Annotated in this window: 24 protein-coding genes; 5 read left to right on the top strand and 19 right to left on the bottom strand. The window is 58.8% G+C overall.

Annotated features, from left to right (window positions below; translation table 11 throughout):
* Positions 1 to 42 precede the first annotated feature (42 nt).
* The 9 genes from BM069_RS07305 to BM069_RS07265 all read right to left on the bottom strand — a co-directional run bounded on the left by BM069_RS07305 (position 43) and on the right by BM069_RS07265 (position 7,491).
* Positions 43 to 1,032: a BMP family lipoprotein gene (locus BM069_RS07305; RefSeq protein WP_093322315.1), complete on the bottom strand. Its 990-nt coding sequence runs from the start codon at positions 1,030 to 1,032 to the stop codon at positions 43 to 45.
* A 158-nt stretch (positions 1,033 to 1,190) separates the two neighbouring features.
* Positions 1,191 to 1,607: a GNAT family N-acetyltransferase gene (locus tag BM069_RS07300; RefSeq protein ID WP_093322312.1), complete on the bottom strand. Its 417-nt coding sequence runs from the start codon at positions 1,605 to 1,607 to the stop codon at positions 1,191 to 1,193.
* Entirely contained in the window at positions 1,600 to 2,190 is a 591-nt protein-coding gene (tsaB, locus tag BM069_RS07295; RefSeq protein WP_093322310.1) for a tRNA (adenosine(37)-N6)-threonylcarbamoyltransferase complex dimerization subunit type 1 TsaB, read from the bottom strand. Before tsaB ends, BM069_RS07300 begins: the two co-directional genes overlap by 8 nt.
* A gap of 10 nt (positions 2,191 to 2,200) precedes the next feature.
* Positions 2,201 to 2,638 (bottom strand): GFA family protein, encoded by a 438-nt coding sequence (locus tag BM069_RS07290; protein ID WP_483151463.1) that lies wholly within the window; start codon positions 2,636 to 2,638, stop codon positions 2,201 to 2,203.
* Positions 2,628 to 3,191, bottom strand: coding sequence for a NifU family protein (locus BM069_RS07285; protein ID WP_093322307.1), 564 nt, complete (start codon positions 3,189 to 3,191; stop codon positions 2,628 to 2,630). The genes BM069_RS07290 and BM069_RS07285 overlap by 11 nt, the downstream gene beginning before the upstream one ends.
* Positions 3,192 to 3,315: 124 nt before the next feature.
* On the bottom strand, positions 3,316 to 3,771 hold the full coding sequence (locus BM069_RS07280; protein ID WP_093322304.1) for a universal stress protein: 456 nt from the start codon (positions 3,769 to 3,771) through the stop codon (positions 3,316 to 3,318).
* 170 nt (positions 3,772 to 3,941) lie between these two features.
* On the bottom strand, positions 3,942 to 4,802 hold the full coding sequence (locus BM069_RS07275; protein WP_093322302.1) for a branched-chain amino acid aminotransferase: 861 nt from the start codon (positions 4,800 to 4,802) through the stop codon (positions 3,942 to 3,944).
* Between the two features lie 181 nt (positions 4,803 to 4,983).
* Positions 4,984 to 6,897: a PhoX family protein gene (locus tag BM069_RS07270; RefSeq protein ID WP_093322299.1), complete on the bottom strand. Its 1,914-nt coding sequence runs from the start codon at positions 6,895 to 6,897 to the stop codon at positions 4,984 to 4,986.
* A gap of 111 nt (positions 6,898 to 7,008) precedes the next feature.
* Positions 7,009 to 7,491 carry a VOC family protein gene (locus BM069_RS07265; RefSeq protein WP_093322297.1) on the bottom strand — a complete coding sequence of 161 codons (483 nt, stop codon included), beginning with the start codon at positions 7,489 to 7,491 and terminating at the stop codon, positions 7,009 to 7,011.
* Between the two features lie 581 nt (positions 7,492 to 8,072).
* On the opposite strand from BM069_RS07265, the gene BM069_RS07260 reads away from it, so the two are divergent.
* A complete protein-coding gene (locus BM069_RS07260; RefSeq protein ID WP_093322294.1) occupies positions 8,073 to 8,702 on the top strand; it encodes an HXXEE domain-containing protein in 630 nt (209 codons plus the stop codon).
* Positions 8,703 to 8,863: 161 nt separating this feature from the next.
* Here BM069_RS07260 and trpS read toward each other — a convergent pair whose 3' ends face one another.
* Complete coding sequence (gene trpS, locus BM069_RS07255; protein WP_093322290.1) at positions 8,864 to 9,901, bottom strand: tryptophan--tRNA ligase; 1,038 nt, start codon at positions 9,899 to 9,901, stop codon at positions 8,864 to 8,866.
* Between the two features lie 107 nt (positions 9,902 to 10,008).
* Between trpS and BM069_RS07250 the strand changes: the two genes are divergently transcribed.
* Positions 10,009 to 10,695, top strand: a complete 687-nt coding sequence (locus BM069_RS07250) for a rhomboid family intramembrane serine protease (protein WP_093322287.1) — start codon at positions 10,009 to 10,011, stop codon at positions 10,693 to 10,695.
* A gap of 10 nt (positions 10,696 to 10,705) precedes the next feature.
* On the opposite strand, the gene BM069_RS07245 is transcribed toward BM069_RS07250, so the two are convergent.
* The 4 genes from BM069_RS07245 to BM069_RS07230 form a co-directional block, all read right to left on the bottom strand.
* Positions 10,706 to 11,224, bottom strand: a complete 519-nt coding sequence (locus BM069_RS07245) for an HdeD family acid-resistance protein (RefSeq protein WP_093322285.1) — start codon at positions 11,222 to 11,224, stop codon at positions 10,706 to 10,708.
* Between the two features lie 109 nt (positions 11,225 to 11,333).
* A complete protein-coding gene (gene murJ / locus BM069_RS07240; protein ID WP_093322281.1) occupies positions 11,334 to 12,878 on the bottom strand; it encodes a murein biosynthesis integral membrane protein MurJ in 1,545 nt (514 codons plus the stop codon).
* The gene (locus BM069_RS07235; RefSeq protein WP_093322279.1) at positions 12,875 to 15,682 is read right to left on the bottom strand and encodes a [protein-PII] uridylyltransferase; all 2,808 of its coding nucleotides are present in this window, start codon (positions 15,680 to 15,682) and stop codon (positions 12,875 to 12,877) included. Before BM069_RS07235 ends, murJ begins: the two co-directional genes overlap by 4 nt.
* Positions 15,642 to 16,808 carry a penicillin-binding protein activator gene (locus BM069_RS07230; protein ID WP_093322276.1) on the bottom strand — a complete coding sequence of 389 codons (1,167 nt, stop codon included), beginning with the start codon at positions 16,806 to 16,808 and terminating at the stop codon, positions 15,642 to 15,644. Before BM069_RS07230 ends, BM069_RS07235 begins: the two co-directional genes overlap by 41 nt.
* A gap of 95 nt (positions 16,809 to 16,903) precedes the next feature.
* Here BM069_RS07230 and rsmI point away from each other — a divergent pair, with 95 nt between their 5' ends.
* The 3 genes from rsmI (at position 16,904) to gshB (ending at position 19,237) form a co-directional block, all read left to right on the top strand.
* A complete protein-coding gene (gene rsmI, locus BM069_RS07225; protein ID WP_244503557.1) occupies positions 16,904 to 17,770 on the top strand; it encodes a 16S rRNA (cytidine(1402)-2'-O)-methyltransferase in 867 nt (288 codons plus the stop codon).
* A gap of 72 nt (positions 17,771 to 17,842) precedes the next feature.
* Positions 17,843 to 18,235, top strand: a complete 393-nt coding sequence (locus tag BM069_RS07220; protein ID WP_093322833.1) for a YraN family protein — start codon at positions 17,843 to 17,845, stop codon at positions 18,233 to 18,235.
* A 63-nt stretch (positions 18,236 to 18,298) separates the two neighbouring features.
* Positions 18,299 to 19,237, top strand: a complete 939-nt coding sequence (gene gshB / locus BM069_RS07215) for a glutathione synthase (RefSeq protein ID WP_093322831.1) — start codon at positions 18,299 to 18,301, stop codon at positions 19,235 to 19,237.
* Between the two features lie 37 nt (positions 19,238 to 19,274).
* Here the strand turns inward: gshB and BM069_RS07210 are convergent, their stop codons facing one another.
* From BM069_RS07210 to cobU, 5 genes are all read right to left on the bottom strand, one after another.
* Positions 19,275 to 19,796: a phage tail protein gene (locus BM069_RS07210; RefSeq protein WP_093322273.1), complete on the bottom strand. Its 522-nt coding sequence runs from the start codon at positions 19,794 to 19,796 to the stop codon at positions 19,275 to 19,277.
* Positions 19,797 to 19,891: 95 nt separating this feature from the next.
* Entirely contained in the window at positions 19,892 to 21,406 is a 1,515-nt protein-coding gene (locus BM069_RS07205; protein ID WP_093322829.1) for a YifB family Mg chelatase-like AAA ATPase, read from the bottom strand.
* 79 nt (positions 21,407 to 21,485) lie between these two features.
* Positions 21,486 to 22,352 carry a glutathione S-transferase gene (locus BM069_RS07200; RefSeq protein ID WP_093322271.1) on the bottom strand — a complete coding sequence of 289 codons (867 nt, stop codon included), beginning with the start codon at positions 22,350 to 22,352 and terminating at the stop codon, positions 21,486 to 21,488.
* 59 nt (positions 22,353 to 22,411) lie between these two features.
* Entirely contained in the window at positions 22,412 to 22,990 is a 579-nt protein-coding gene (locus BM069_RS07195; protein WP_093322268.1) for a histidine phosphatase family protein, read from the bottom strand.
* A complete protein-coding gene (cobU, locus tag BM069_RS07190) occupies positions 22,987 to 23,508 on the bottom strand; it encodes a bifunctional adenosylcobinamide kinase/adenosylcobinamide-phosphate guanylyltransferase (protein ID WP_093322265.1) in 522 nt (173 codons plus the stop codon). The genes BM069_RS07195 and cobU overlap by 4 nt, the downstream gene beginning before the upstream one ends.
* Positions 23,509 to 23,521 lie beyond the last annotated feature (13 nt).

Genomic DNA, 23,521 nt, shown 5'->3' with positions numbered 1-23,521 from the left:
GGCCCCGATTTTCACACCCAACGCGGGGTTGGGCTGCGCGTCTTATTCCACCGGGCAGGTGTTGTCGGACATGTAGTCGTGTACGGCCAGTTCACCGGAAGCGATGGCATCTTTTGCCATGTCCACTTTCGCCTTCATGTCTGCGGACACGAGGGAGGCGTTGTGCTCGTCCATGGCGTAATCGATGCCGCCGTTGGCCACGCCCATCACGTTGAAGCCGGTTTCCAGATCAACGCCGGCTGTCATGGCTTCATAAACCGCGTTGTCCACGCGCTTCATCATGGAAGTCAGAACCTTGCCGGAGTGCAGATGGTTCTGGTTGCTGTCCACACCAACCGACAGGATGTTTTCGTCCGCTGCGGTTTGCAGAACACCAACGCCGGTGCCGCCTGCCGCTGCGTATACAACGTCCGCGCCTTGCGCGATCTGCGCTTTGGTCAGCTCGGAGCCTTTAACCGGGTCGTTCCATGCGGCCGGCGTGGTGCCGGTCATGTTCTGGATCACGGTTGCGTCGGGGTTCACGGCTTTGACGCCCTGAACGTAGCCGCAAGCGAACTTACGGATCAGCGGGATGTCCATGCCGCCGATGAAGCCAACGGTGCCGGATTTAGATGCCTGAGCGGCCATCATGCCAACAAGGTAGGAGCCTTCGTGCTCGTTGAAGACAACAGAGCGCACGTTGGGCTGATCCACAACCATGTCGATGATGGCGAATTTGGTGTCAGGATAGTCAGGTGCGACTTCGGAAAGAACGTTGCCGAAGGCAAAGCCGGTCATGACGATCGGGTTTGCGCCAGCTTCGGCGAAACGGCGCAGAGCCTGTTCACGCTGAGCTTCGGACTGCAGTTCGATTTCGCGGAAAGTGCCGCCGGTTTCTTCGGCCCAACGGGTCGCGCCACCAAAGGCTGCTTCGTTGAACGATTTGTCGAATTTGCCGCCAAGGTCAAAGATCAGCGCCGGTTCTGCCAGCGCTGCGCCTGCGGAGAGGGCAACGGCTGCAGCTGCGCCGAGGAATTTGTGCATGAGGCTCATGAATGTCTCCCATATATGAGCGGATCGGTCGTTTGTATTGCCGGTCCATTGGTTCAATCCCGAAGGATCATCGTGCAAGTAAGGCCACAGTGTCCCAAGGGGTCAACCGGATTTTTGACTATTTGGCCAAAAAACTGGTCGGCGAATCGGGCCTGCGTCTAGTTTAGCGCCTTTTCCATAAGGCTGGCAGCTATTTGGCTGCCGTCCTTGTGCCGATAGTAAGCGGGTCTGGTGCCGGTGGTTTGGTAGCCTGCCGCTTTGTAGAGGGCAAGCGCGGCGATATTGTCCTGTGCGACTTCCAGATATGCGCGGGCTGCACCCCGATTTTCCGATTCGTCTTCAAACGCCAGAAGAAGCGCGCGCGCATGGCCTTGGCGCCGCGCGGCAGGGTGGACGGCAAGGGTCAGAAGCTCGACCTCATCGGCCACCGCACGACCGAGGGCAAACCCTTCGGGCTGGTGGATGACGAATGTCAGGCGGCTATCCAAAAGGGAGGCAATCTCGTCAGCCGACCATGCGCGGGTGTTGTCAAAGGCCGCGGCATGAATGGCGGCAAGTGCGGCGGCGTCAGTCATAAAGGATGACCGGAGCAGGGTCACGCGGCGGAGCCGCATCGGCGGGTTTGATATAGAGTGGCGCGGGGCGTGGGGGCGACTGGGTGTGTTTGGTCGCCGCGATGCGGGCGATGTTGGTGACAAGTTGATCTGGCGGCAAAAGCGACCGGACAAGTGCTGCGTTCACCTCGGTGGCAGGTATGAGTTTCGGGTCGGGGAAACCTTCGCCGAGCGCATAAACCTGCTCTCGTGGGGCCGGAACGGTGGCGATGTGCGGTGCAGTTTCGTCCAGCGACGTGGCCTCAAATGAGGAAACCCCGACTGCGGGTATGGCCAAACCGAGCGCGAGGCCACGGGCCGCGCTGACGGAAATGCGGATGCCGGTGAAGTTGCCGGGACCGATGCCGACGCCGATGGCGGAGAGATCGGCCCAAGTGACCTGACCTTGAACGAGGGTTTCCTCGAGCATAGGCATAAGGCGTTCGGCTTGGCCGCGTTTCATGTCTTCGCTGATGAGCGCGAGGGTTTCGTTGCCTCGCAATAGTGCGGCGGACACATGCGGGCCGGAGGTGTCAAAGCCGAGGATCAAGGGGGCGGTGGTCACGAATGGTCCCTTACGTGTCGTTCAGAGTGTCCCGGGCGGTGCCGGTGATGCGCGGTGTGTCGTCGTCAACATGCAGCCAAGGATAGGCTGCGTTGGCATGACAGTGCAGCGCGGGCGGCAGGTCGGCGGCCTGATCTAGGAGGCCGAGGGGAACATAGACCTGATTGGGCAGATACTCAAACCGTGCCATGAGAGGTGAGCCGCAGGAGGTACAGTTCCAGCGGGTGACGCCCTTGGAATGAGAAACACCGACGCCTTGGTCGGGACTTGTGTGCAGGTCAGTGGTGCTGAGGGCCGCAAATGCGGGCAGGGGCGCGCCGGTCCAGCGTCGGCAATCGGAGCAATGGCAATAGGCGACCGTCGCAGGCGGGGTGTCAGAACGCAAAAGGACGGCGCCACAATAGCACCGTCCCGTGATTTTTCCAGTCGTGTCGGCCTTAGACGGCAACCGGACGGACCTCGGTCACTTCGGGAATGTAGTGACGCAGCAGGTTTTCGATGCCCATTTTCAAGGTCAGCGTGGAGGACGGACAACCGGCGCAGGCGCCCTGCATGTGCAGGTACACAACGCCGCGGTCAAAGCCGTGGAAGGTAATGTCGCCTCCGTCTTGCGCCACTGCAGGGCGGACGCGGGTGTCGAGCAGTTCTTTGATCTGGCCGACGATCTCGCCATCTTCGCCGTGATGTTCGGCGTGGCCGGAGGGCGCTGTGGCTTCGCCTGCCATGACCGGCTGGCCTGATTGGAAGTGTTCCATGATCGCGCCAAGAATGGAGGGCTTGATGTGGTCCCATTCGATCGCATCACCTTTGGTGACGGTCACGAAGTCATTGCCAAAAAACACACCGGCAACGCCATTCACTGCAAAGATGCGGGTGGCGAGTGGGGAAGCGGACGCCCCATCGGCGGTTGGAAAATCGGCAGTGCCTGTCTCAAGCACGGTCTGACCGGGCAAGAATTTCAAAGTGGCCGGGTTTGGCGTGGATTCAGTTTGAATAAACATATGGCAGACCTTTCCTATCAGGAATGGATATGCGCCTCTGCAGGCGGCAAGTCAAGGATTAGAATGATTCTAAGGTGTGGGGTGCCGATTGTCGCGCAAAAAGAACTTGGCGGCATAAGTCTGCCTAGGTGATGGCTTCGAGTTGGTCTTTGCTCAAGTCACCCGGCACCACGGTCATTGGCACGGGCAGAGAACCGGAGCTGCGCGACATCTGGGTGACAAGCGGGCCGGGGCCTTTGCGATCGTTGTTGGCGCCCAGAACCAGAACGCCGATTTCCTGATCTTCGCTGATCTCGGAGAGGATTTCCTTAACCGCTTCGCCTTCGCGAATTTTCAACTCAGGATCTACTCCCTGACGATCCCGCATCCATTTGGCAAAGACCTCGAAGTGGACCTCGATCCGTTCGCGGGCTTCTTCCCGCATCAGGCCGCTGACACCGATCCAGTGGTTGAATTCTTCGGGCGGGATGACGGACAGCACTTTGACCCCACCGCCAGTGTTGGCAGCGCGCATTGCGGCAAAGCGCATAGCATTGAGGCATTCGCGACTTTCGTCCAGAACAACAAGGAACTTACGCATGAGGTTTCTCCCGTTTGCGCGATATTGGCGGGAAGGGACAAGCGGCGCAACAGGTTTTGCGTGTGATGATGGCACGCTTTTGTCCGGACCGGGGGCGCAGCTCAGACAATGGCTTGGCACGCTGCAGTGTGGCTTTGAGCCATTTGCGTCTGGATTTCCGGTCCTTGGTGTCAGGCAGATGCCGCCCAATCCCAATACATCTCGCGCACGCGGCGGGTCACAGGGCCGATTTGATACTGGCGGTCATCAAAGGCGGACACGGGAGTCACCTTGTTCATGTTACCAGACATAAAGACCTCGTCGGCCGCCTCAAAATCGGCATAGGTCAGCACGGTTTCATGCACTGCTACCCCGTCGGCCTTGAGGTTTTCGATGTGGCGCGCACGGGTGATGCCGGACAGGAAGGTGCCGTTTGGCACAGGCGTAAAGACCTCGCCGTCGCGCACCATAAAGATATTGGCGGTGGCGGTTTCAGCCACATTGCCCATGGCGTCGGTCACAAGCGCGTTGCCAAAGCCCTTGGCGCGGGCTTCGCGCAGCATGCGGGCGTTGTTGGGATACAGGCAGCCTGCCTTGGCATTCACCACCGCACAATCCAGCGTCGGGCGGCGGAAATGGGTTTTGGTGAGCGTCGCCGACGCGGTTTCAGGCGCCATCGGAATTTCTTCGAGGCAGATCGCAAAGCCGGTGCTGTCAGCGCTGGGCACAATCGCGGTCGCGTCGCCGTCGATGCCCCAATACATTGGGCGGATATAAACTGCAGCGCCCTTGTCGTAGGCCTTGAGACCTTCGAGCGCGATTTCGACCATGTCGTCAGCGGACACCGTAGGGGTGAGCATCAACGCTTCGGCGGAACGGTTGGTGCGGGCGCAGTGTTTGTCGAGATCCGGTATCAGCCCGTTCACAAACCGCGCGCCATCAAACACGCCGGAGCCAAGCCACGCGCCATGGTCGGCGGCCGAAATGATCGGTGTGTCACCGTCATGCCATGTGCCGTTGAAATAGGTGCGGATATTCTTGCCGGTGGCCATTGAGTAAACTCCCCTCTCTCGCTGGCGCGGAGAGTATGCCCGACGTTTGGGAAGGTCCAGAGGGCAGGTATCGCGATTTGTGATGTGATGGATCACCAAGGCGAAGTGACCGCTGCGCGAACCGGAAACCAACGTCTTTTTGCTGTCCGGGCTAGGTGCGTATTCCACCCAAATAGTGCGGTTAGCCGATCAGGCCGTCGTCCGTGCGCCGGATTGCGAAGACGCCGGAGCGAGGCAGAGATGTGCCGCCGCCAGGAAAGTGGCTGTTGCCTTTCTCGCCGGGGTGCTGGATGCCGACAAACATGGTGCGGCGGTCCGGCGACCAGCACAGCCCTGTGACCTCGCATTCATTGGGGCCAACCAAAAACCGGCGGATTTCGCCGGTGTTGGTGTCGCCGGCGAGCATCTGGTTGTTGCCCATGCCGGCAAAATCGCCCTCGTTGGAATATTTGCCGTCGGTCTGGATCCACAAGAAACCCGTGCTGTCAAACGCCATGCCGTCGGGCGAGTTGAACATGTTGCCTGCGTTGATGTTTTCCGAGCCTGCATAGGCGTCGTCATGCACATCGGGGTTGCCCGCCAACGCGAAGAGGTTCCAACTGAAGCCTTGGGCGGCGTGATCTTCGTTGTCGGGCATCCAGCGTGCGATTTGGCCGTAGTGGTTTTTCACGCGCGGGTTGGGGCCGTTTGCCGAGGTGTCATCGCCTCCGGCGTTTGGTTTCTTGCCGCGGTTCTTGTTGTTGGTGAGCGCAACATAGGCCTCAGCTTTGGTCGGGTTCACCGCCACCCATTCAGGGCGGTCCATGGTCGTCGCGCCAACTTTGGACGCGGCCTGACGGGTGTGGACGCGGATTTCGGCGTCTGACATGCCGGTGGTGTCCGGTGTCAGCGCCAGCCATTCGCCACGCATGTCATCATGGAATTTGGCCACAAACAGGTCGCCGTTTTCCAAGAGATCAGAGTTGTCGCCGCTGGCGGCATAAATGCCGTGAGAGACAAATTTGTAGAGGAACTCGCCGCGCTCATCGTCGCCCAAGTAGACCACAGCGTGACCGGAAGGCGCCAGAACCACAGCGGCGTTTTCGTGTTTGAAACGGCCCAGAGCGGTGCGCTTTTTCGGGGTCGAGGTCGGATCAAACGGGTCGATTTCGACCACATAGCCCGCGCGGTTCGGCTCGTTCGGGTTTTGTGCGACGTCAAAGCGGTCGTCCACTTTGGCCCAGCCGTACCCCCAGTCTTTGGACGACACGCCGTAGCGCTTGAGTTCGGCAGAGACTTCGTGCGCCTCATCTGCGGCAGAGAAGTAGCCGTTGAAGTTTTCTTCGCAGGTCAGGTAGGTGCCCCAAGGCGTTTCGCCGTTGCCGCAATTGTTCCATGTGCCTTTGGTGGCCATACCAGACGGATCGGCGGCGGTTTTCAAAAGGTCATGGCCTGCCGCAGGGCCGGTCAGGTCCATATCGGTCTGGGGCGTGATGCGGCGGTTCAGGTCGCTGTCCAGAACCACCTGCCAGTTGCCCGCGTCGTCGCGGGCCACTTCGAAAACCGAGACACCATGCGCCATCATGCCCTTTTCGATATCGTCAGAGGAGGCAGGTTTGCCGTCCGCGTTGTTGCCCCACATGATTTTGCGGTTGGCGTATTCGTTGTTCACCGCCATCACCGTGCGGCCGTCCTTGGTGAAGAGCGACATGCCGTCGTTGTTGTCGCCAAAGGCGCGGGCCTGTGTGGCGGCGGTGCCGCGGGTGGCTTCGTCAAAAGCGGGGGTGTCGGTAAAAAGCGGATCGCCCCAAGCCACAACCTGTTCCCATTCAAAGCCTTCGGGCAGTGTGATGGTGTCATCCGTGTTGGCGGCCACCTGAGCAAAGCCGAAACGGTCCGCCGGCGTTTGGCCAACAGCGCCCGCGTTGCGAGTCATCGCGGTGGTGCCGACAAGGAAGGAGCCAAGGCCAAAGGTCATCACACCGCCGAGAAAGCCACGACGGGACAGCGCCGTGTCCACCACGCGGTCAAAATCGATCTCCTCGGCGCGGGGAGAAATCAGCTCGTCGATGTCGTCGAAAGCAAGGTCGTCGGAAGTCTGGTCGATATGGTCCATTGCTGGCTCCAAGCTTGCGTTTACTCAGGCCCTGTTCGGGGCTGGCACAACCTTATTGGGCCTTGAGAACGGATTCGTGACAAGGGGGTTTCAGTTTTGTGACAGCCTGTGTCAGGCCGCATCGGCCAAGAGCGCGTTCAGATCAAGGCGGCGGGTATACATCGCCAGCGAGCCATCGGGATTGCGCGGCCAGTCGGCTTCGGCGCGGTCGCAATAAAGCTCGACGCCGTTGCCGTCAGGGTCGGTGAGGTAGACAGCCTCGCTCACGCCGTGATCAGAGGCTCCTTCTATGGCGTAGTCCGCGTTGATCACACGCTTCACAGCATCGGCCAATTCGGCGCGGTTGGGGTACAGAAAAGCGGTGTGAAAGAGGCCGGTGTGGCCGGGTGGGGGCGGGGTGGCGCCTTTGGAGGACCATGTGTTGAGCCCGATATGGTGGTGATAGCCGCCAGCGCCTAGAAAGGCGGCATCGTTGCCATAGCGGGCCTGAACCTCAAAGCCCAGAACGCCGGAATAGAATGCAATCGCGCGGTCAAGGTCGGCGACCTTGAGGTGGACATGGCCGATGCGGGTTTGCGGGTGTGTCGCCTTCATGGGGGCTCTCCTGTGATTTGCTCCATGGTAGGGCGGGGATGATCTGCGCGAAACTGCCGTCAGGGCGCGACAGATGTGCGGGAATGCGCAAGAGGGGCGTATTGAGGGTGCGGGTGGTGCCAAACCAAAAGTTGGCGGCTGAGCGATATGAGGCAAACACCCCTTTCACCTGCTCACCTAGACCAAAGCTTTGATTTAGCCGCGCCGGAAACACCCTCACGAGACGGGTGTTTTGCTTCCACCCCTCGGTCCGGTGGCGGCTTTTTTTGATTTGGAATGGCAACTTGTCCGCGCAGAAGACGTTGAGGCCGCTTGCAGCGAAGGTGGGGTCGAGCCCATTTTGACTGATGTTGCAGTTGCACTAGCGGCAGCTTTACGGACATTGGGGACATCTGATCTCTATTGTCAGATGTCCGGTGTTGGGAGCATTCGCGTTTACTTGTCGCCAAAACATCTGAAATGTATCACGCTCAAATGTCACCGATCCATGCCACTTGTTTGTTTCCGCTACCAATCGAAAATCGCACCCAGCAAGAGGCGGGTCTGAGCCAGTGATAGGATAACGCGCTGAGGATAGTGAAATGGAAAACAAGTCGCTCACAAGAACCGACCTGATCGTTGCATTGGCCCTTACGATGATCATGGCCGTTGCGTTCACTCTAATTGGCGGCAGGCCATTGGTTGTCACCTTTGTTGTCGGATTGGTCGGTGTGGCGGCTCTGCTTCTGTGGATGTTCCAGGCACAAGCCGAGTTGCCAGAGCCGGTTTCGTTTTATCCGGTGTTTTTTGGAACACTGGCTTGGCAGTTCATCCACTTCACCGAGGAGTTCAGGACGGGGTTTCAGGAACTTTTTCCAGTGCTTTACGGAGCGGAGCCGTTCAGTGCCGACTTGTTTGTCAGCGTCAACATGGTGTCCTACTTCGGTTTCTCGATTTCCTGCATTCTGGTTCTGTCCCGCAACATCCGCTTTCTTGTCGCGCCAATGCTCTTCTTCATCGTGTATGGCGCAATTGGCAATGCTATCGCTCATACTTGGTGGGTCATCTTGATGGGGGAGTATTTCCCCGGATTCGTGACAGGACTGGTCTACTGGATACTTGGACCATTCGCGCTGTCGCGACTGATCGGCTCCGCGAAGGTCGCGATAACATTCACCCTCGGCTTCGGGTTGGTGTTGGTGTCCATTCTGACGATATTCATGCAGCAATAGCAGACCTTGCGCGAATTCGCCCGACGGCAGGTTTACGCAGGAATCGGGGGCCTCGTCCTTCTGTGCGACTGGCAACTTTGTCCGCACAGCTGACATTTGAAGATAAAAAAGCCCCGCCACGAAGGGGCAGGGCTTTGCTGATGGATTGAATGGCAGGTGACTTACGCCCCGACCATTCCAACGATCTCGTAGGTTTTTTTCAGGATCGGCGCGGCGATTTCGCGGGCCTGGCCTGCGCCTTGGGCAAGGATTTTGTCGATCTCGTCCTGTTCCTGCATCAGGCGGGCCATTTCGGTGCTGATTGGCGCGAGTTTGGCGACCGCCAGTTCCGACAGCATCGGTTTGAACTCAGAGAACTGTTTGCCGCCGACGTCCGCCAGAACCTGATCGACGGTGAGGCCGGACAGGCCCGCGTAGATGTTCACCAGATTGCGGGCCTCGGGACGTTCTTCGAGCCCTTTGACCTCCGATGGCAACGCCTCCGGATCGGTTTTGGCTTTGCGGATTTTCTTGGCGATGGTGTCGGCGTCATCAGTCATGTTGATGCGAGACGCATCCGACGGGTCGGACTTGGACATCTTTTTGGTGCCATCGCGGAACGACATCACGCGCGTCGCTGCGCCCTCGATCACCGGCTCGGTGACAGGGAAGAAGTCCACGCCGTAGTCGTGGTTGAACTTGATCGCAACATCGCGGGTCAACTCGAGGTGCTGCTTCTGGTCCTCGCCCACCGGCACATGGGTGGCATGGTAAATCAGGATGTCTGCTGCCATCAGGGCGGGGTAGGCAAACAGACCCAGAGATGCGTTTTGCGCGTTCTTACCAGCTTTGTCTTTCCATTGGGTCATGCGCTGCATCCAGCCCATGCGGGCGACGCAGTTGAAGATCCATGCCAGTTGCGCGTGCTCGGGCACGGCGGACTGGTTAAAGAGGATCGACTTGGCCGGATCAATGCCTGCCGCGATGAAACCGGCGCAGAGTTCGCGGGTGGCGCGGCGCAGCTTGTCGGGGTCTTGCCAGACGGTGATCGCATGCAGGTCAACCATGCAATACACGGTCTCGTGCGTGCCGGCCTCTTGCATGTCGACAAAGCGCTTCATCGCGCCGAGATAATTGCCCAGCGTCAGGCCGCCCGAGGGTTGGATCCCGGAAAAGACGCGTGGGGTAAAGGTGGAGGACGTTTGGACCGCCTCAGTCATGGGAGTTACTCCGTCTGGATTAATAGGTTTGCTTGCCTTACTCAGGGCGCAATACCCCGTCAAGAAGTCATGCGCGGGGCCATGGGGAACAAGAAGGAACGTGCCATATGAGCCATCCCGATGATCAGAGTCCGGTTAATCCGCTTCCACCCGTTGTTGTGGCGCTGTTTTTGTTGTTGGTCGGCGTTGAGGCCGCGTTCTGGGCGGGGTCGCAGGGGCTGATTGGCGGGCCGAGTGCAGTTGGCTGGCGCCTGTCTGGCATGCAGCAATACGCATTTTCGGCGGAAATCTTTGATTGGATGCTGGCCACTGGCAGTTGGCCTCTGGAGCATGTGAAGCGGTTCGTCACCTATTTGTTTGTGCACTACAATTTCACCCATGCCTTGTTTGGTGGCGTGCTTTTGCTGGCGATTGGCAAGATGGTGGGCGAGGTGTTCTCGCAACTTGCAACACTGGTTGTCTTCATTGGCTCTGGCGTCATCGGGGCGCTGGCATACGCGTTGATCCTCGATACACCGGAGCCGCTTGTTGGCAGCTATCCCGGCGTTTACGGGCTGATCGGGGCGTATACATTTTTGATGTGGGTACAGCTTGGGGTGCTGGGTGCGCCGCAGGTGCGGGCGTTTTCCCTGATCGGGATGCTCGTCGCGATCCAGCTGGTGTTCGGGCTGGTGTTTGGCGGCAATCCGGATTGGGTGGCCGATGTGTTCGGCTTTGCCGCAGGCTTTTTGATGAGCTTTTTGCTGGTGCCGGGAGGTTGGCAGCGGATACGCGAGCGTATCCGCCGCCAGTGATTTGAGCTGGTCAGGCCTGATCTATGTCTTTGGTCATCACCGCCAAGGCGATTGCGCTTATGCCGTTAGAGATCAGTTCCACGGCCAGCAACACGCCGAGAATAACCGCTGCGGATTGCGGGAAGTTGGACAGAACCATGGCTCCAAGGGCCATTGACACAAGCGCCGAAAGGAAAAGCGCAAGGCGTGGGGTGCCTTCTGCACCGGAAAAGCCAAACCACGCCTTAGTGATGCCGGAGGCCAGAAACATGATGCCGGCGACAAAGGTCAGGGTCAGCATGCCCTTGAGGGGTTCCTGCAGGATGTTGATGCCGATTGCGAGGGCGATCAGGCCGAAGATAACGCCAAAAACCTTGGCTCCGGTGCTTGGCGCCGAGAAGGACGCGATGACCTGAACAGCCCCGAGAAAAACAAAACTCCAGCCCGCGATGAAGGTGGCTGTGACCGAAGCGCCAAACGGGTTGGCGAGTGCTAGGCCGCCCAGAGCGACCGATAAAATGCCGATAATCAGCATGAGAATCCAATTCATTACACTTTCCCCTTGTGATGTCGGCTGTTTGTTCGCCGAATATCTGAATGCCACGATGTAAAGTCGGAATGGGGGGCACTGGCAATGATTTTTGTAAGATGTCCGCCTTTTAGCCGCGTCGACGCGCGGCCTGTTTCAGGTCGGATTTGGAGAATGCCCCGATAAGACGGGCCATTGCGAAATAGACCGCCGCACCTCCCGCAACCAGTACGGTCAGAGCGATATAGCGCCAGCCCGGGCTGCCGAGCCATGGGATCAACGCGATCCAGAGCCACCAAAGCGCCGCACCCATGACGACGCTGCAGGCGACGATGCGCCATAGGCGTTTGCGCAACCGGGCGTCGAACTTGGCGGTTTTTCCGAATTTGCGCGCACCCCAGCCCAGCTGAGCGATCATGACCCAAGCTGCCACCGTTGCAGCGATCGCTGGTGCGAGCCATTCGATAAAAGGCGCAAGGCCAAAGGATAGTCCAGCGTTCACCACCATTGCCCAAACCGCAAACCGGAACGGCGATCGTGTGTCATGCCGAGCGAAGTAGAGCGGCTGCAGGAGTTTTTGCAGGACAAAAGCCGGCAGGCCGATGGCGTAGATCGACAAGGCGACAGCGATGGCAGCGCTGTCGTCTGCGCCTGTCTCGCCGCGCTCAAACAGCACGGAAACGATGGGCAGGGGAACAACGAGAAATGCCACCGCGCAGGGAATTGTCAGAAACATCGCGAATTCGGTGGCGCGGGAGAAAGCGTCCTGTGCGCCCTCGGTGTCGTCTGCTTTGAGGCGACGAGAGAGTTCGGGCAACAGCACAATGCCGACCGCGATGCCAATCACCCCCAAAGGCAATTGGTACAACCTGTCTGCGGCATAGAGCCAGCTGACCGCGCCTTCGTTGGCGGAGGCGACGATCTGGCCTACGACGAGGTTGATTTGCATCACCCCTGAGGCCAGCGCGGCGGGAAAGGCGACTGTGACCATTTTGCCCATGTCGGCGGATGGCCGAGGTATGCGCAGGCAAATCCGCGCGCCGGCGCGATAGGCCGCGAACCAGACCAGCGCAAGTTGCGCCACACCTGCGGCAGGGATGGTCCAAAGCAGCCAATAAACCACGGTTTCGCCAAACAGATCGCCAAGAACCAGCGCAGGAATCACCATAATGTTCAGGAGCGTCGGTGCTGCGGCTGCGGCAGCAAAGTGGCCGCGGGCGTTGAGCACACCGGAAAACAGCGCCGCGAGCGACATGAAAACGATGTAAGGAAAGACGATGCGGCCATAACCGACGGTCATGTCAAAGCGTTGATCGCCCCAAAACCCCTCGGCAGTGGCCCAGACCAGCGCCGGCATGAAGACCATCGCCAGCCCCGTCAAAGTGAGTACCACCAAAGTCAGCCACGAGAAGGCATCGCTGGCAAATCCGTCGGGGTCTTCGCCGGCCTCGTATTTCTTGGAATACATCGGTACGAACGCGGCGTTAAACGCGCCCTCGGCAAAGAAGCGGCGGAACATATTAGGCAAGCGAAAGGCTGCAACAAAAGCGTCCATCACAGGGCCGGGGCCGAGGTAGCTGAGCAACAGAATTTCTCGGACAAAGCCGAGAATGCGGCTCATCAATGTCCAGAAGCCAACGGTCAGGAAACCACGTATCAGACGGATCGGCTTCAAGCGGTTGCCCTTTCCACACCTTGTTCAATGGCTTCGCGCAGGCGTTTTTCCAGTGTCTTTTGCTTGCTTTCAGAGTGGAATTTGAGGCCAAACATGTCTTTGACATAGAAGGCATCGACAACCTGTTCGCCATATGTGGCGATCACCGCAGAGGCGATATAGACGTTGGAATTCGCCAATGTGCGCGTGAGGTCGAACAACAGGCCCGGCCGGTCTCGGGTGTCGACTTCGATGATCGTATAGATTTCCGACCCTTCGTTATCAAAAGCAATTGTTGTGGGCACCTTAAAGGCGCGCTCGCGCTTTTTGATCACGTCGCGGCTGCGCATCGCGTCGCGTGTGACAACCTCGCCCTTGAGAGTTTTCTCGATCATCTGGCGCAATCTTGGCAGACGACCGGATTCATACGGCTTGCCCTCGGCATCCTGAATCCAGAAGGCGGCTGTGGCAAATCCGTCTTTGGATGTGAACGTCCGCGCATCAACGATGTTGGCCCCGACCAAGGCGAGCGCGCCGCACATGCGCGAAAAAATGCCCGGATGGTCGGCCATGGCAAAGCAGACGCGGGTTGCGTCTCGATCGTCATCTGGATGCAGATCGATGCGGATTTCATCGTCAGGAATGCCCCGCAAAAGTTCGGCAAAGACCTTGTGTGCGGTGATGTGCAAACCCTGCCAATAAGGGTCATAGTGTCGGCCGGTTTCTTTCTTGATGTCCTTGGCTGGCCAGTCGGACAATTCCTCGCGAAGCGTCTTTTTGGCCTTCGCGCCGCGATTTTCGCGGGTGATGGATTCCATTCCGTCTTCGAGGGCCAGTTTGGTTTGGCCGTGCAAAGCACGCAGCAAGACGGCTTTCCAGTTGTTCCATGTGTCCGGTCCAACGCCGCGAATGTCACAAACCGTCAAAACTGTCAGCAGGTTGAGGCGATCCACGGTTTTCACCGCCTTGGCAAAATCGCGCACGGTGCGGGGATCTGCGATGTCGCGTTTCTGCGCCATGTCCGACATCAGTAGGTGATACCGCACCAGCCATTCCACGGTTTCGACCTCGGATTTGTTCAAGCCAAGACGCGGGGCGACCTTGCGGGCGATCTGTGCGCCAAGCACCGAGTGGTCGATGTCGCGGCCCTTGCCGATGTCATGCAGCAGCATGGCAACCATCAGAACCTTTCGGTTGATGCCGGTTTTCAAGATTTCGGAACTGAGCGGCAGCTCGTCCTGAAGTTCTTCTTTTTCGATGTGGGTAAAGTTGGCGATCACCTGAATTGTGTGCTCGTCCACCGTGTAGGAATGATACATGTTGAACTGCATCATCGCCACGATGGGCTCAAATTCCGGAATAAATGCAGCCAGAACGCCCAGTTCGTTCATCCGGCGCAGGGCGCGTTCGGGGTTGCCGTGTTTGAGCAGCAGATCCAGAAAAATCCGGCGGGCTTCCTTGTTGGCCCGCATGTCGTCGTCGATCAAATGCAGATTGGCTGTCACCAGCCGCATGGCGTCGGGGTGAATCAACATGCCGGTGCGCAATCCTTCTTCGAAGAGGCGCAGAAGGTTGAGTGGGTCGGTTAGGAAGGTCGCGTCATCGGCCACCGCGAGGCGGTTGTGGATCACCTGATAGCCGGATTTTACGCGCCGGCGGCGGCGGAAGATACGCTCCATCAACGGCGCGGATTTGGCGTGATCCGCTTCGAGTTTGGTCAGAATGATGCGTGTCAGATCCCCCACCGATGTGGCATGGCGGAAGAAGTCCTGCATGAAGTGCTCCACGCCACGGCGCCCGCCGCGATCCTGGTAGCCAAGCGCATCGGCAACTTCGACCTGAACATCAAAAGATAGGGTTTCTGAAGGGCGTCCGGCAATCAGGTGCAGGTGGCCGCGCACCGCCCAGAGAAAGTCTTCGGCGGATACGAACCGTTCCAGTTCATCCTCAAGCAGCACCTCAAGCGCCACCAGCTCACGAACGTCAGAGACATGATAGACGTATTTTGCGATCCAAAAGAGAGACTGCAGGTCGCGCAGACCGCCTTTGCCTTCTTTGACGTTGGGCTCAACAACATATCGCTGGCCCTGTTTCAGATGCCGGTTGTCGCGTTCTTCGAGTTTGGCGTCGATGAATTCGCGCTCGGTGCCTTTGAAGAGTTCTTCTTCGAGCCGCTCGGCAAGTTCCTCCGCCAAGGGCACATGCCCGCGTAGAAATCGGTGCTCAAGAAGGGCAGTGCGGATCGTGAAATCTTCGCGCCCCAGACGCAGGCAATCGCGCACGGTACGCGATGCATGGCCGACCTTTAGGCGAAGATCCCAGAGAATGTAGAGCATGGATTCAATCACGCTCTCCGCCCAAGGGGTGATCTTGTAAGGCGTCAGAAACAGCAGATCGACGTCTGATTGCGGCGCCATCTCGCCACGTCCGTAACCGCCGACGGCGAGCAGCGACAGGCGCTCCGCTTCGGTCGGGGTCGAAAGCGGATGCAACCGTTCTGTGGCAACATGATAGGCGCAGCTGACCAGACAGTCAGTGAGCCAGGTGTAGGAGCGTGTCATTGCACGCGCCGCCCAGGGGTCATCGCGAAAGGCGTCAGCGATCGCCGCCATCGCGTCCTTGCGACGGGCCGCAAGGACTTTGACGACATCACCGCGTCGCCCGTCGTCTCCGGTCTGTGCGAAAATCGCTTCGATTTCCGCAGTCACGGCCGCGCGGTCGAAAATTTCGTCAGCCGGGCGGATCAGACCGGCCGAGGGCTCGGCCGGAAAAATGGCGTGGACCTCAGAGGCCTGCGCCTCCGAAACGTTGCGGGGCTGGGTCAATGATCACCACCTTTTTGTCGCGGATTGTGGCCACGGCCAGCCCGCGTTCATTCGTACCATCAGCGAGCAAGCGGAAGATGCCGTTCACGCCCTGAAAACCTGCGCTCTGGGTCAGCGCACTGGTCGTCAATGCGTCGGATTTACCGGCCTTGACCAGTGCGCCAATCGCCGCAATGCCATCATAAGCCAATCCACCGATCGGGTGCGGCAGGCCGCCGTAAGCCTGCGCGTAGCGGCTTTGGAATTGTTCTGTGAGCGTCGGGTTTGGCAAGGCGAACCAGCCGTTTTGCACCCCTGGGAGTTCCAGTGTCTGCGACGGGATATCCCAGCGGGTCAGACCGATGAACTGTGTGTTGTTGGGGCTGAGGCCTGCCTCGGGCAGGAGTTGCGACATCAACGGCAGCGCGCCCGATGTGTTTGAGGTCAGAAAGATCGCATCCACATCGTTGTTGTCGGCGGTCAGCTTGATCTGCGACACCGCCGCAATCACGCCTTCTTGCGAGAATTGATAGCTGACGGAGCCTGCCGGCTGCGCACCTTGTTGCGAGATTGCGACTTCGATAGCGGCCTTGCCCTGAGTGCCGGACGCGTTGTCGGCATGGACAACCATAATACGGGGTTTGCCGTTGGCTTTGGAGAAGCTCACCAACCGGTTGGCGGTGTTGTTAAAGGTCGGACCCAGAACAAAAAGATTGCCGCCGGCGACGGAGGTGTTGTTGGAGAACGACATCACGTTGATGTTGCGCCCCGCAACGGCTTTGGCCGCAGCATTGGCGGCCTCGGCGAAGACCGGACCGATGATGATTTTGGCCCCTTCATCGACCGCCTGAACCGCCGAAGCCTGCGCCGTCGCCGGGTCGCCGGCTGTCGGATAAACCCGCAGGTCGATCTGCACACCGTCGAGATCGGCAATGGCCAGCTTTGCAGCATTCTCGAGGCTTTGCGCCAGTACGGCGTCGCCGGAATTGCTGCTGCCTTTTGGAACAAGGAGCGCCACAGGAACCGGTTTGTTGGTGGCGATGGTCGGCCCGCCGCCTCCGGGCACACAGGCCAGCAACGTGAGTGCAGACAGTCCGAGAACCGCCCCTTTTACAAACCGGCGGGCGGGTTTAAACAAAGACAACATCGGAGTAACTCCATTCCCTGATTGGCGGGCGGCCGCTGGGCGCGGACGGATTCTGGTTATGTCGCGGATAATAAACGGAAGAAGGGGCGGGTCCAGTGGGGAATCATCAAGTCGTGCATTTGCAACCGGGATTGTACTTTGTCGCCACACCCATCGGGACCGCGCGAGACATTACGTTGCGGGCGTTGGATATTTTGGCTTCAGCCGACATCATTGCGGCAGAAGATACGCGGTCGATGAAGCGACTGCTGGAAATTCATGGGGTGCCTCTCGGAGATCGGCCTGTTGTGAGTTACCACGACCATTCGGGAGAAAAATCCCGTGCGCGGTTGGTGGCGCATATCGCTGAGGGTCGCTCGGTGGCCTATGCGTCAGAGGCGGGCACTCCGTTGATTGCGGATCCCGGATACCACCTGTCCCGTGCCGTCGCAGAAGAGGGTTTTTTGGTCACCTCCGCGCCCGGACCATCGGCGATTGTCACAGCCCTGAGCCTTGCTGGCTTGCCGACGGATGCGTTTTTCTTTGCCGGCTTTTTGCCAAATGCGAAAAAGGCACGTCGCGCAGCTATGGAAGCGGTGGCCGACGTTCCCGGCACGCTGGTGTTTTATGAGTCCCCCAAGCGGATCGGCGCGATGTTGATTGACGCGATGGAGGTCTTTGGCGCTGAGCGGCAGGCTGCCGTGGCTCGCGAGCTGACCAAGAAATTCGAAGAAGTGCGGAGAGGCACTTTGCAGACCCTGGCCGAGAGTGTTGCCAACGCTCCTCCGAAAGGAGAAATCGTTGTATTAATTGAGAGAAATCAGGTCAAAGACGCCAGTCCTGAGGAAATCGAAGCCGCTTTGATAGGGGCTCTGAAGAGGCTTTCGGTGCGCGATGCAGCCGCCGAAGTTGCAGACGCGTATGGTGGTCATAAACGGAAAATTTACCAACTTGCCCTGAAACTCAAACAGACGGCGGACTGATGTGATACCCTTTGGGGCGTTGTTGTTGAGTTTTGTAGTTGAGAGTTTGGTGTGTTTGATTTTCATCGCGACGTGTCTGAGGCTCAAACGCCTCTTCCGTCCCGACAAAGACGTGGCCAGAGGAATTATCTGGCAGGGCAGGCCGCGGAGGCCTCTGTCGCGCGCCACTATGAAGCGGCTGGCATGACTGTGGCGCAACGGCGATGGCGTGGCAAAGCCGGTGAAATTGATCTGGTGATGCGCAACGGCAATGAGATGGTCTTTGTCGAAGTGAAGAAAAGCCGGAATTTTGCAAGCGCATCCGGGCAGCTTCAGCCGCGGCAGATGGCGCGTCTGATGCGTGCCGCAGAAGAATTTGTCGGACAGGAGCCCGGGGGCGCTTTGACCCCTATGCGGTTTGATGTGGCGTTGATGGACGATTTGGGGCGCATTCACATTCTTGAGAATGCGTTGTGGGCGGCATGACGGAGGCATTGCACCTCTGATCGGCTTGCGCCATGAATGTGGCACAAAAAGAGGGTGCCGCTCATGAAAATTGCATTCCAGATGGATCCGATCCAGTCTGTCGACATCAACGCAGACAGTTCGTTCCGCATCGCCGAAGAGGCGCAGGCGCGAGGGCATGATCTGTTTTACTATTCGCCGGATAAATTGGCCTATGAAGAGGGGCAGATCACGGCGCGTGGACACTGGATGACGGTGCGCCGCGAGGTGGGCAATCACGTTGATCTCGGTTCCGAGGTGCGACTGGACCTCTCGGAAGTGGACGTCGTGTGGTTGCGGCAAGACCCGCCATTTGACATGCACTACATCACGTCGACGCATTTGCTTGACCGGCTGGCACCAGATACGCTGGTGGTGAACGATCCTTTCTGGGTTCGGAACTATCCCGAGAAACTTTTGGTGCTGGATTTCCCCGAACTGACACCGCCGACCACGATTGCGCGGGATCTCGAGACCATCAAGGCGTTCAAAGACAAGCACGGGGACGTGATTCTGAAACCTCTCTATGGCAATGGCGGAGCGGGGGTGTTCCGGCTTGATGCCAATGACCGCAACCTCACCTCGTTGCACGAGTTGTTCACCGGTTTCAGCCGCGAACCTTTGATTGTGCAAAAGTTTTTGCCGGACGTGAGCAATGGCGACAAACGCGTGATACTGGTCGACGGAGAGCCTGTTGGTGCGATCAATCGCGTGCCAGCAAAGGGTGAAACGCGGTCCAACATGCACGTTGGCGGCCGGCCGGAAAAAATCGGATTGAGCGCGCGGGACAAGGAAATTTGCGCGGCGATTGGTCCGTTGCTGCGGGAAAAAGGACAGGTGTTTGTCGGGATTGACGTGATCGGAGATTATCTGACCGAAATCAATGTGACCTCGCCCACCGGCATTCAGGAATTGGAACGGTTTGACGATGTGAATGTGGCCGAGAAAATCTGGGAAGCCATCGAAGCCAGGCGCGGGGGTTAACGCCTGACGTCTGCTTTTATACTGAGGCGGGCGAGCCTCACTGTCGGTTGGGGTAGATGCCTTTGAGGCAGATGCAATAATTGGCAACTGTGTAAGGCTGCATATTGTTGTGCGCCATGTTGCCACCGGCTGAAGTTGTCTCCTGCATCACCCCGTCAGGCGTCGTCCCGTAAAGAGCAAATCCGGAGTGGTTTTCATCAGCGGAGACGCCCCCGGACGGGGTTTGTTTGTTCCCAGGCTGATCAGAGCTTTGAGGCGCGTGAGTGTGGCTCGGCATTTCCCGTTCCGTCAGCTGGACCATTTCCATGCCGCTCTTCTGCCCCATTTCATAACGCCCCAAACCGGGACCGGAGCCTTGATGCACAGCAACCCGACCGCGCAGGTCCGGAAGGCCAAATGTTCTGCGCCCGTCACCGCCGAATTGAGTTCCAAGCAGGGAAAACAATTCCTGATTGTTGCTGATATCTAGAAGTTGACCGTCACACCGCGCCCAGTTTAGCGGCGTAAAACTAAATCCAAACAAACGAATCTCACCGGTGTATGCGTTTTTGTCAGCCATGTAATTTTTCTTCCTTGAGTTGTGGTGAATTTATTCAAAACACCCAAGAATTATCGCGCCTCGCGACAAACTCAAGAAAAACCGCACATTAGATGTCAAAGACCTGTCTCGGGGCTCAGGCGAAAGCTGACGGCTTCGGCGACATGGGGGCGGCGAACGGTGCTCGATCCGGACAGATCGGCAATAGTGCGCGCGACGCGCATCACACGGTGATACCCGCGCGCGGAGAGGCCGAATTTCTCTGCAACTTGCATGAGCAATTCGCGTCCTTCGGCGTCTGGTGACGCAATTTCCTCCAGCAAGCCACCGTGGGCATCGGCATTGGCGCGGATGCCATCGTGCCCTTGAAAGCGCCTGAGTTGGCGGTCGCGGGCGCCTTTCACTCGCGCGGCAACGGCTTCCGAGGTGTCACCATCGGCAGGCAGGTCAAGGTCGGTGAACGACACCGGCGGCACTTCGATGCGCAGATCAAGGCGATCCAACAGCGGTCCCGAAAGACGGCCAAGGTAGTCTTCGCCGCATTGGGGAACGCGGGCGCAGGCCTGTGCTGGATCAAACATGTGGCCGCAGCGACAGGGGTTCGCGGCGGCGACCAGCATGAAGCGACACGGATAAGTCACATGCGCATTGGCCCGCGCGATCATAACTTTGCCTGTTTCGATTGGCTGGCGCAGGGTTTCCAATACAGGGCGAGAGAATTCAGGCAACTCGTCCATGAACAGCACCCCGTTGTGTGCGAGGGAAATTTCGCCGGGTGCGGCGCGGCGGCCACCGCCAACGATGGCCGCCATGGAGGCGGTGTGGTGGGGTTCGCGAAAGGGGCGAGTGCGTGAAATGCCGCCTTGGTCCAGCAGGCCGGCGACCGAGTGGATCATGGAAGTTTCCAGTGCCTCGACGGGCGTGAGGGGGGGCAAAATGGTTGGCAAACGGGCTGCGAGCATGGATTTGCCCGAACCGGGCGAGCCGACCATAAAGAGGTGATGGCGGCCCGCTGCGGCAATCTCCAAGGCGCGCTTTGCGCGTTCCTGTCCCTTTACATCCCGCAAATCGACGGTGCTGGGGTCATTGTGAACTTCGCCTGGTTCCGAGGGGGGCAAGGGGGATTGGCCGGAAAAGTGCTGAACCACGTCTGCGAGGGATCCTGCGCCGATCACCTGTGTTGCTGCGACCCAAGCGGCTTCGGGGCTGGAGGCGCTGGGGCAAAGCAGGGCGCGGTCTTTTTCGGCGGCGGCCATAGCAGCGGGGAGCGCGCCAGTGACCGCAACCAGCGACCCGTCAAGCGAGAGCTCGCCAAGGCTAACTGCGCTTTCGGAGGCATCCTGTGGAATGATGCCGATCGCGGCCAGCAAGGCCACTGCGATGGGGAGGTCGAAGTGAGATCCTTCTTTGGGAAGGTCAGCTGGCGACAGATTGATTGTTATGCGTTTTGAGGGGAGGGCGATGGCCATAGCGGCGAGGGCCGAACGGACACGGTCGCGGGCTTCGCTGACGGCTTTGTCCGGCAGGCCGACGATTGAAAAGGCCGGAAGCCCCGGAGTGACGGCGCATTGCACCTCGACCTGATGGGCCTCGACCCCTTCAAATGCGACCGTATAGGCCCGTGCCACCATGGAAAAGCCGCCCATCAAAACCGTTAACAATTGTTAAGGATGGTAGGCGGCTTTTGGTTAGTGAATGGTTAACGCCCCCTTAGAGCAGAGCCATGAATGCCGGCCAAGCTTCGGGATCAGCAACGGTTTTGTCGCGACAGAACGCGTTGCACATCCCGAAGGTCCGGCCGTCAATTTCCATCAGGTGAGTGGATGGTTTGCTCGAGTAGGGGCAGGTCGCGTTCTCCGGCGTGCCTTCGTCGATGGCACGCGCTGCACGGGCGTTGGGACCAGGCCATGGGCGTGTGGTGTAGTCCTTGGCATACCACGGGAGAGTTGCACCGCGCACCATGCCCATCGCGCGCCAGCGGCGGAAAGCTGGATCGGAAAGATGCGCCGCCACATAGGCAGCAGCTGCATTGCCGACGGGCAGGTTATAACCGGCGATGCGTGCTGCGACCGGCGCAAACATGACATCTGCGATGGAGTAGTCGCCGCACAGCCACGGACCTTCGGCGGCACAGGTTTTTCGTGCGTGCGACCAGATGGTTTCGATACGCGCGAGATCCGCAATCACATCCTTGGACGGAGACGCATCTTCGTACGACAGGCGCAGGTTCATCGGGCAGTCAGAGCGAAGCGCCATAAAGCCGGAATGCATTTCCGCAGCCAAAGAGCGGGCCGTCGCGCGTGCTTTGGCATCCGTGGGCCAAAAGCCGGCGTCGGGATGGCGGGACGCAAGTTCTTCTGCGATGGCGAGGCTGTCGGAAACAACCGCGCCTTCTGGCGTGATCATTGTCGGAACTGTACGGGCCGGGGCATATTGGGCCAGTTGCTCTGCGACAGACTGGTCGGAGAAATCGACCATGGTTTGATCGCGGCGAATGTCAAATTTTTCAAACAAGAGCCAGCCGCGCAGCGACCAGGACGAATAGGCGTAATCGCCGAGAAGAAGATGATAGGTCATACGCGCAACGGTAGGCGCACCTTAGCTATTGGCAAAGAGAAAGATTTTGGTGGGGTGTATCAAGGAATGTGATTGATATGCTGCAACGACCACGCCTTGTCATCGATGTGGATCGAGGTCACGGACAGATTGTCGATGCGGTGGGCGAATACTTCCGAGGCGGTGAGTTTTTCGGCGCGTTGGACTTGGGTCAGGATAACCCCGAAGTGCACAACAATGATCAAATCCTTGCCCGTATGATTTGAAATCAGCCGATCAATGCCGCGATCAACGCGCGAGGCGACCTCATTCCAGCTTTCGCCATTGGGGGGGCGCACATCACCGGGATGTTCCCAATATGCGCGGATGCGTTCGGGGTCTTCGGCCTCTATCTCTTTGAAATTGCGAAGTTCCCAGTCGCCGAAGTGGATTTCTCGGAGATCCGGATCATGATCAAGCCTTTGCCGTGTGCCTTGAATGGCGTCGGCTGTGGCAATCGTGCGAGACAGATCTGACGAGATCACAAGGCCAGATGCGGGCAGGAAATCGGACAAGCGACTGATCGCTGCAGTGTCTGATAAATCAGCAGGCAGATCGGACCAGCCCACCATGGTTTTGGCATGGGTCGGTCCGTGGCGCACAAGATGCAGGCGGGTCATGGCAGGTTTCCTTTGATCACCATCGGCAAGCCAGCGACGACAAGCGCGGCAAGATCCGCACGGGCTGCGATGGCTTGGTTGAGTTTGCCTTGGGCGTCGCGGAATTGGCGGGCAAGTTTGTTGTCTGGCACAACGTCGAGGCCGACTTCGTTTGAGACCACCACCACCCGGCCTGCACAGACCTCAAGGGCCTTCAGCAGGCGGTCGGATTCGGCGGAGATGTCGTTTTCGGCGAGCAGGTGATTGGACAGCCACATGGTCGCGCAGTCGAGCAAAACCACCTCGGTTTCATGCACCTGCGTGAGGGCACCGGCCGCGTCCAAAGGGGTTTCGATGGTGCGCCAATTTGTGCCGCGCTGGGCGAGATGGGCGGCGACCTTGGCACGCATCTCGTCATCAAAAGCCTGCGCGGTGGCAATATAGACGCGAGGAGCGCCGCTTGCGGTCACAAGGGATTCGGCAAAGGCCGACTTGCCGGAGGCAGCCCCCCCTAGGATCAAGCTTAGTTTTGGCAGCATCTGGTCTCACCCG

This window comes from Shimia haliotis, from assembly GCF_900114415.1.
GTDB lineage: Bacteria > Pseudomonadota > Alphaproteobacteria > Rhodobacterales > Rhodobacteraceae > Shimia > Shimia haliotis.
Note: the sequence above shows the minus strand (reverse complement) of the source record. Positions and strands in the feature narration are given on the sequence as shown.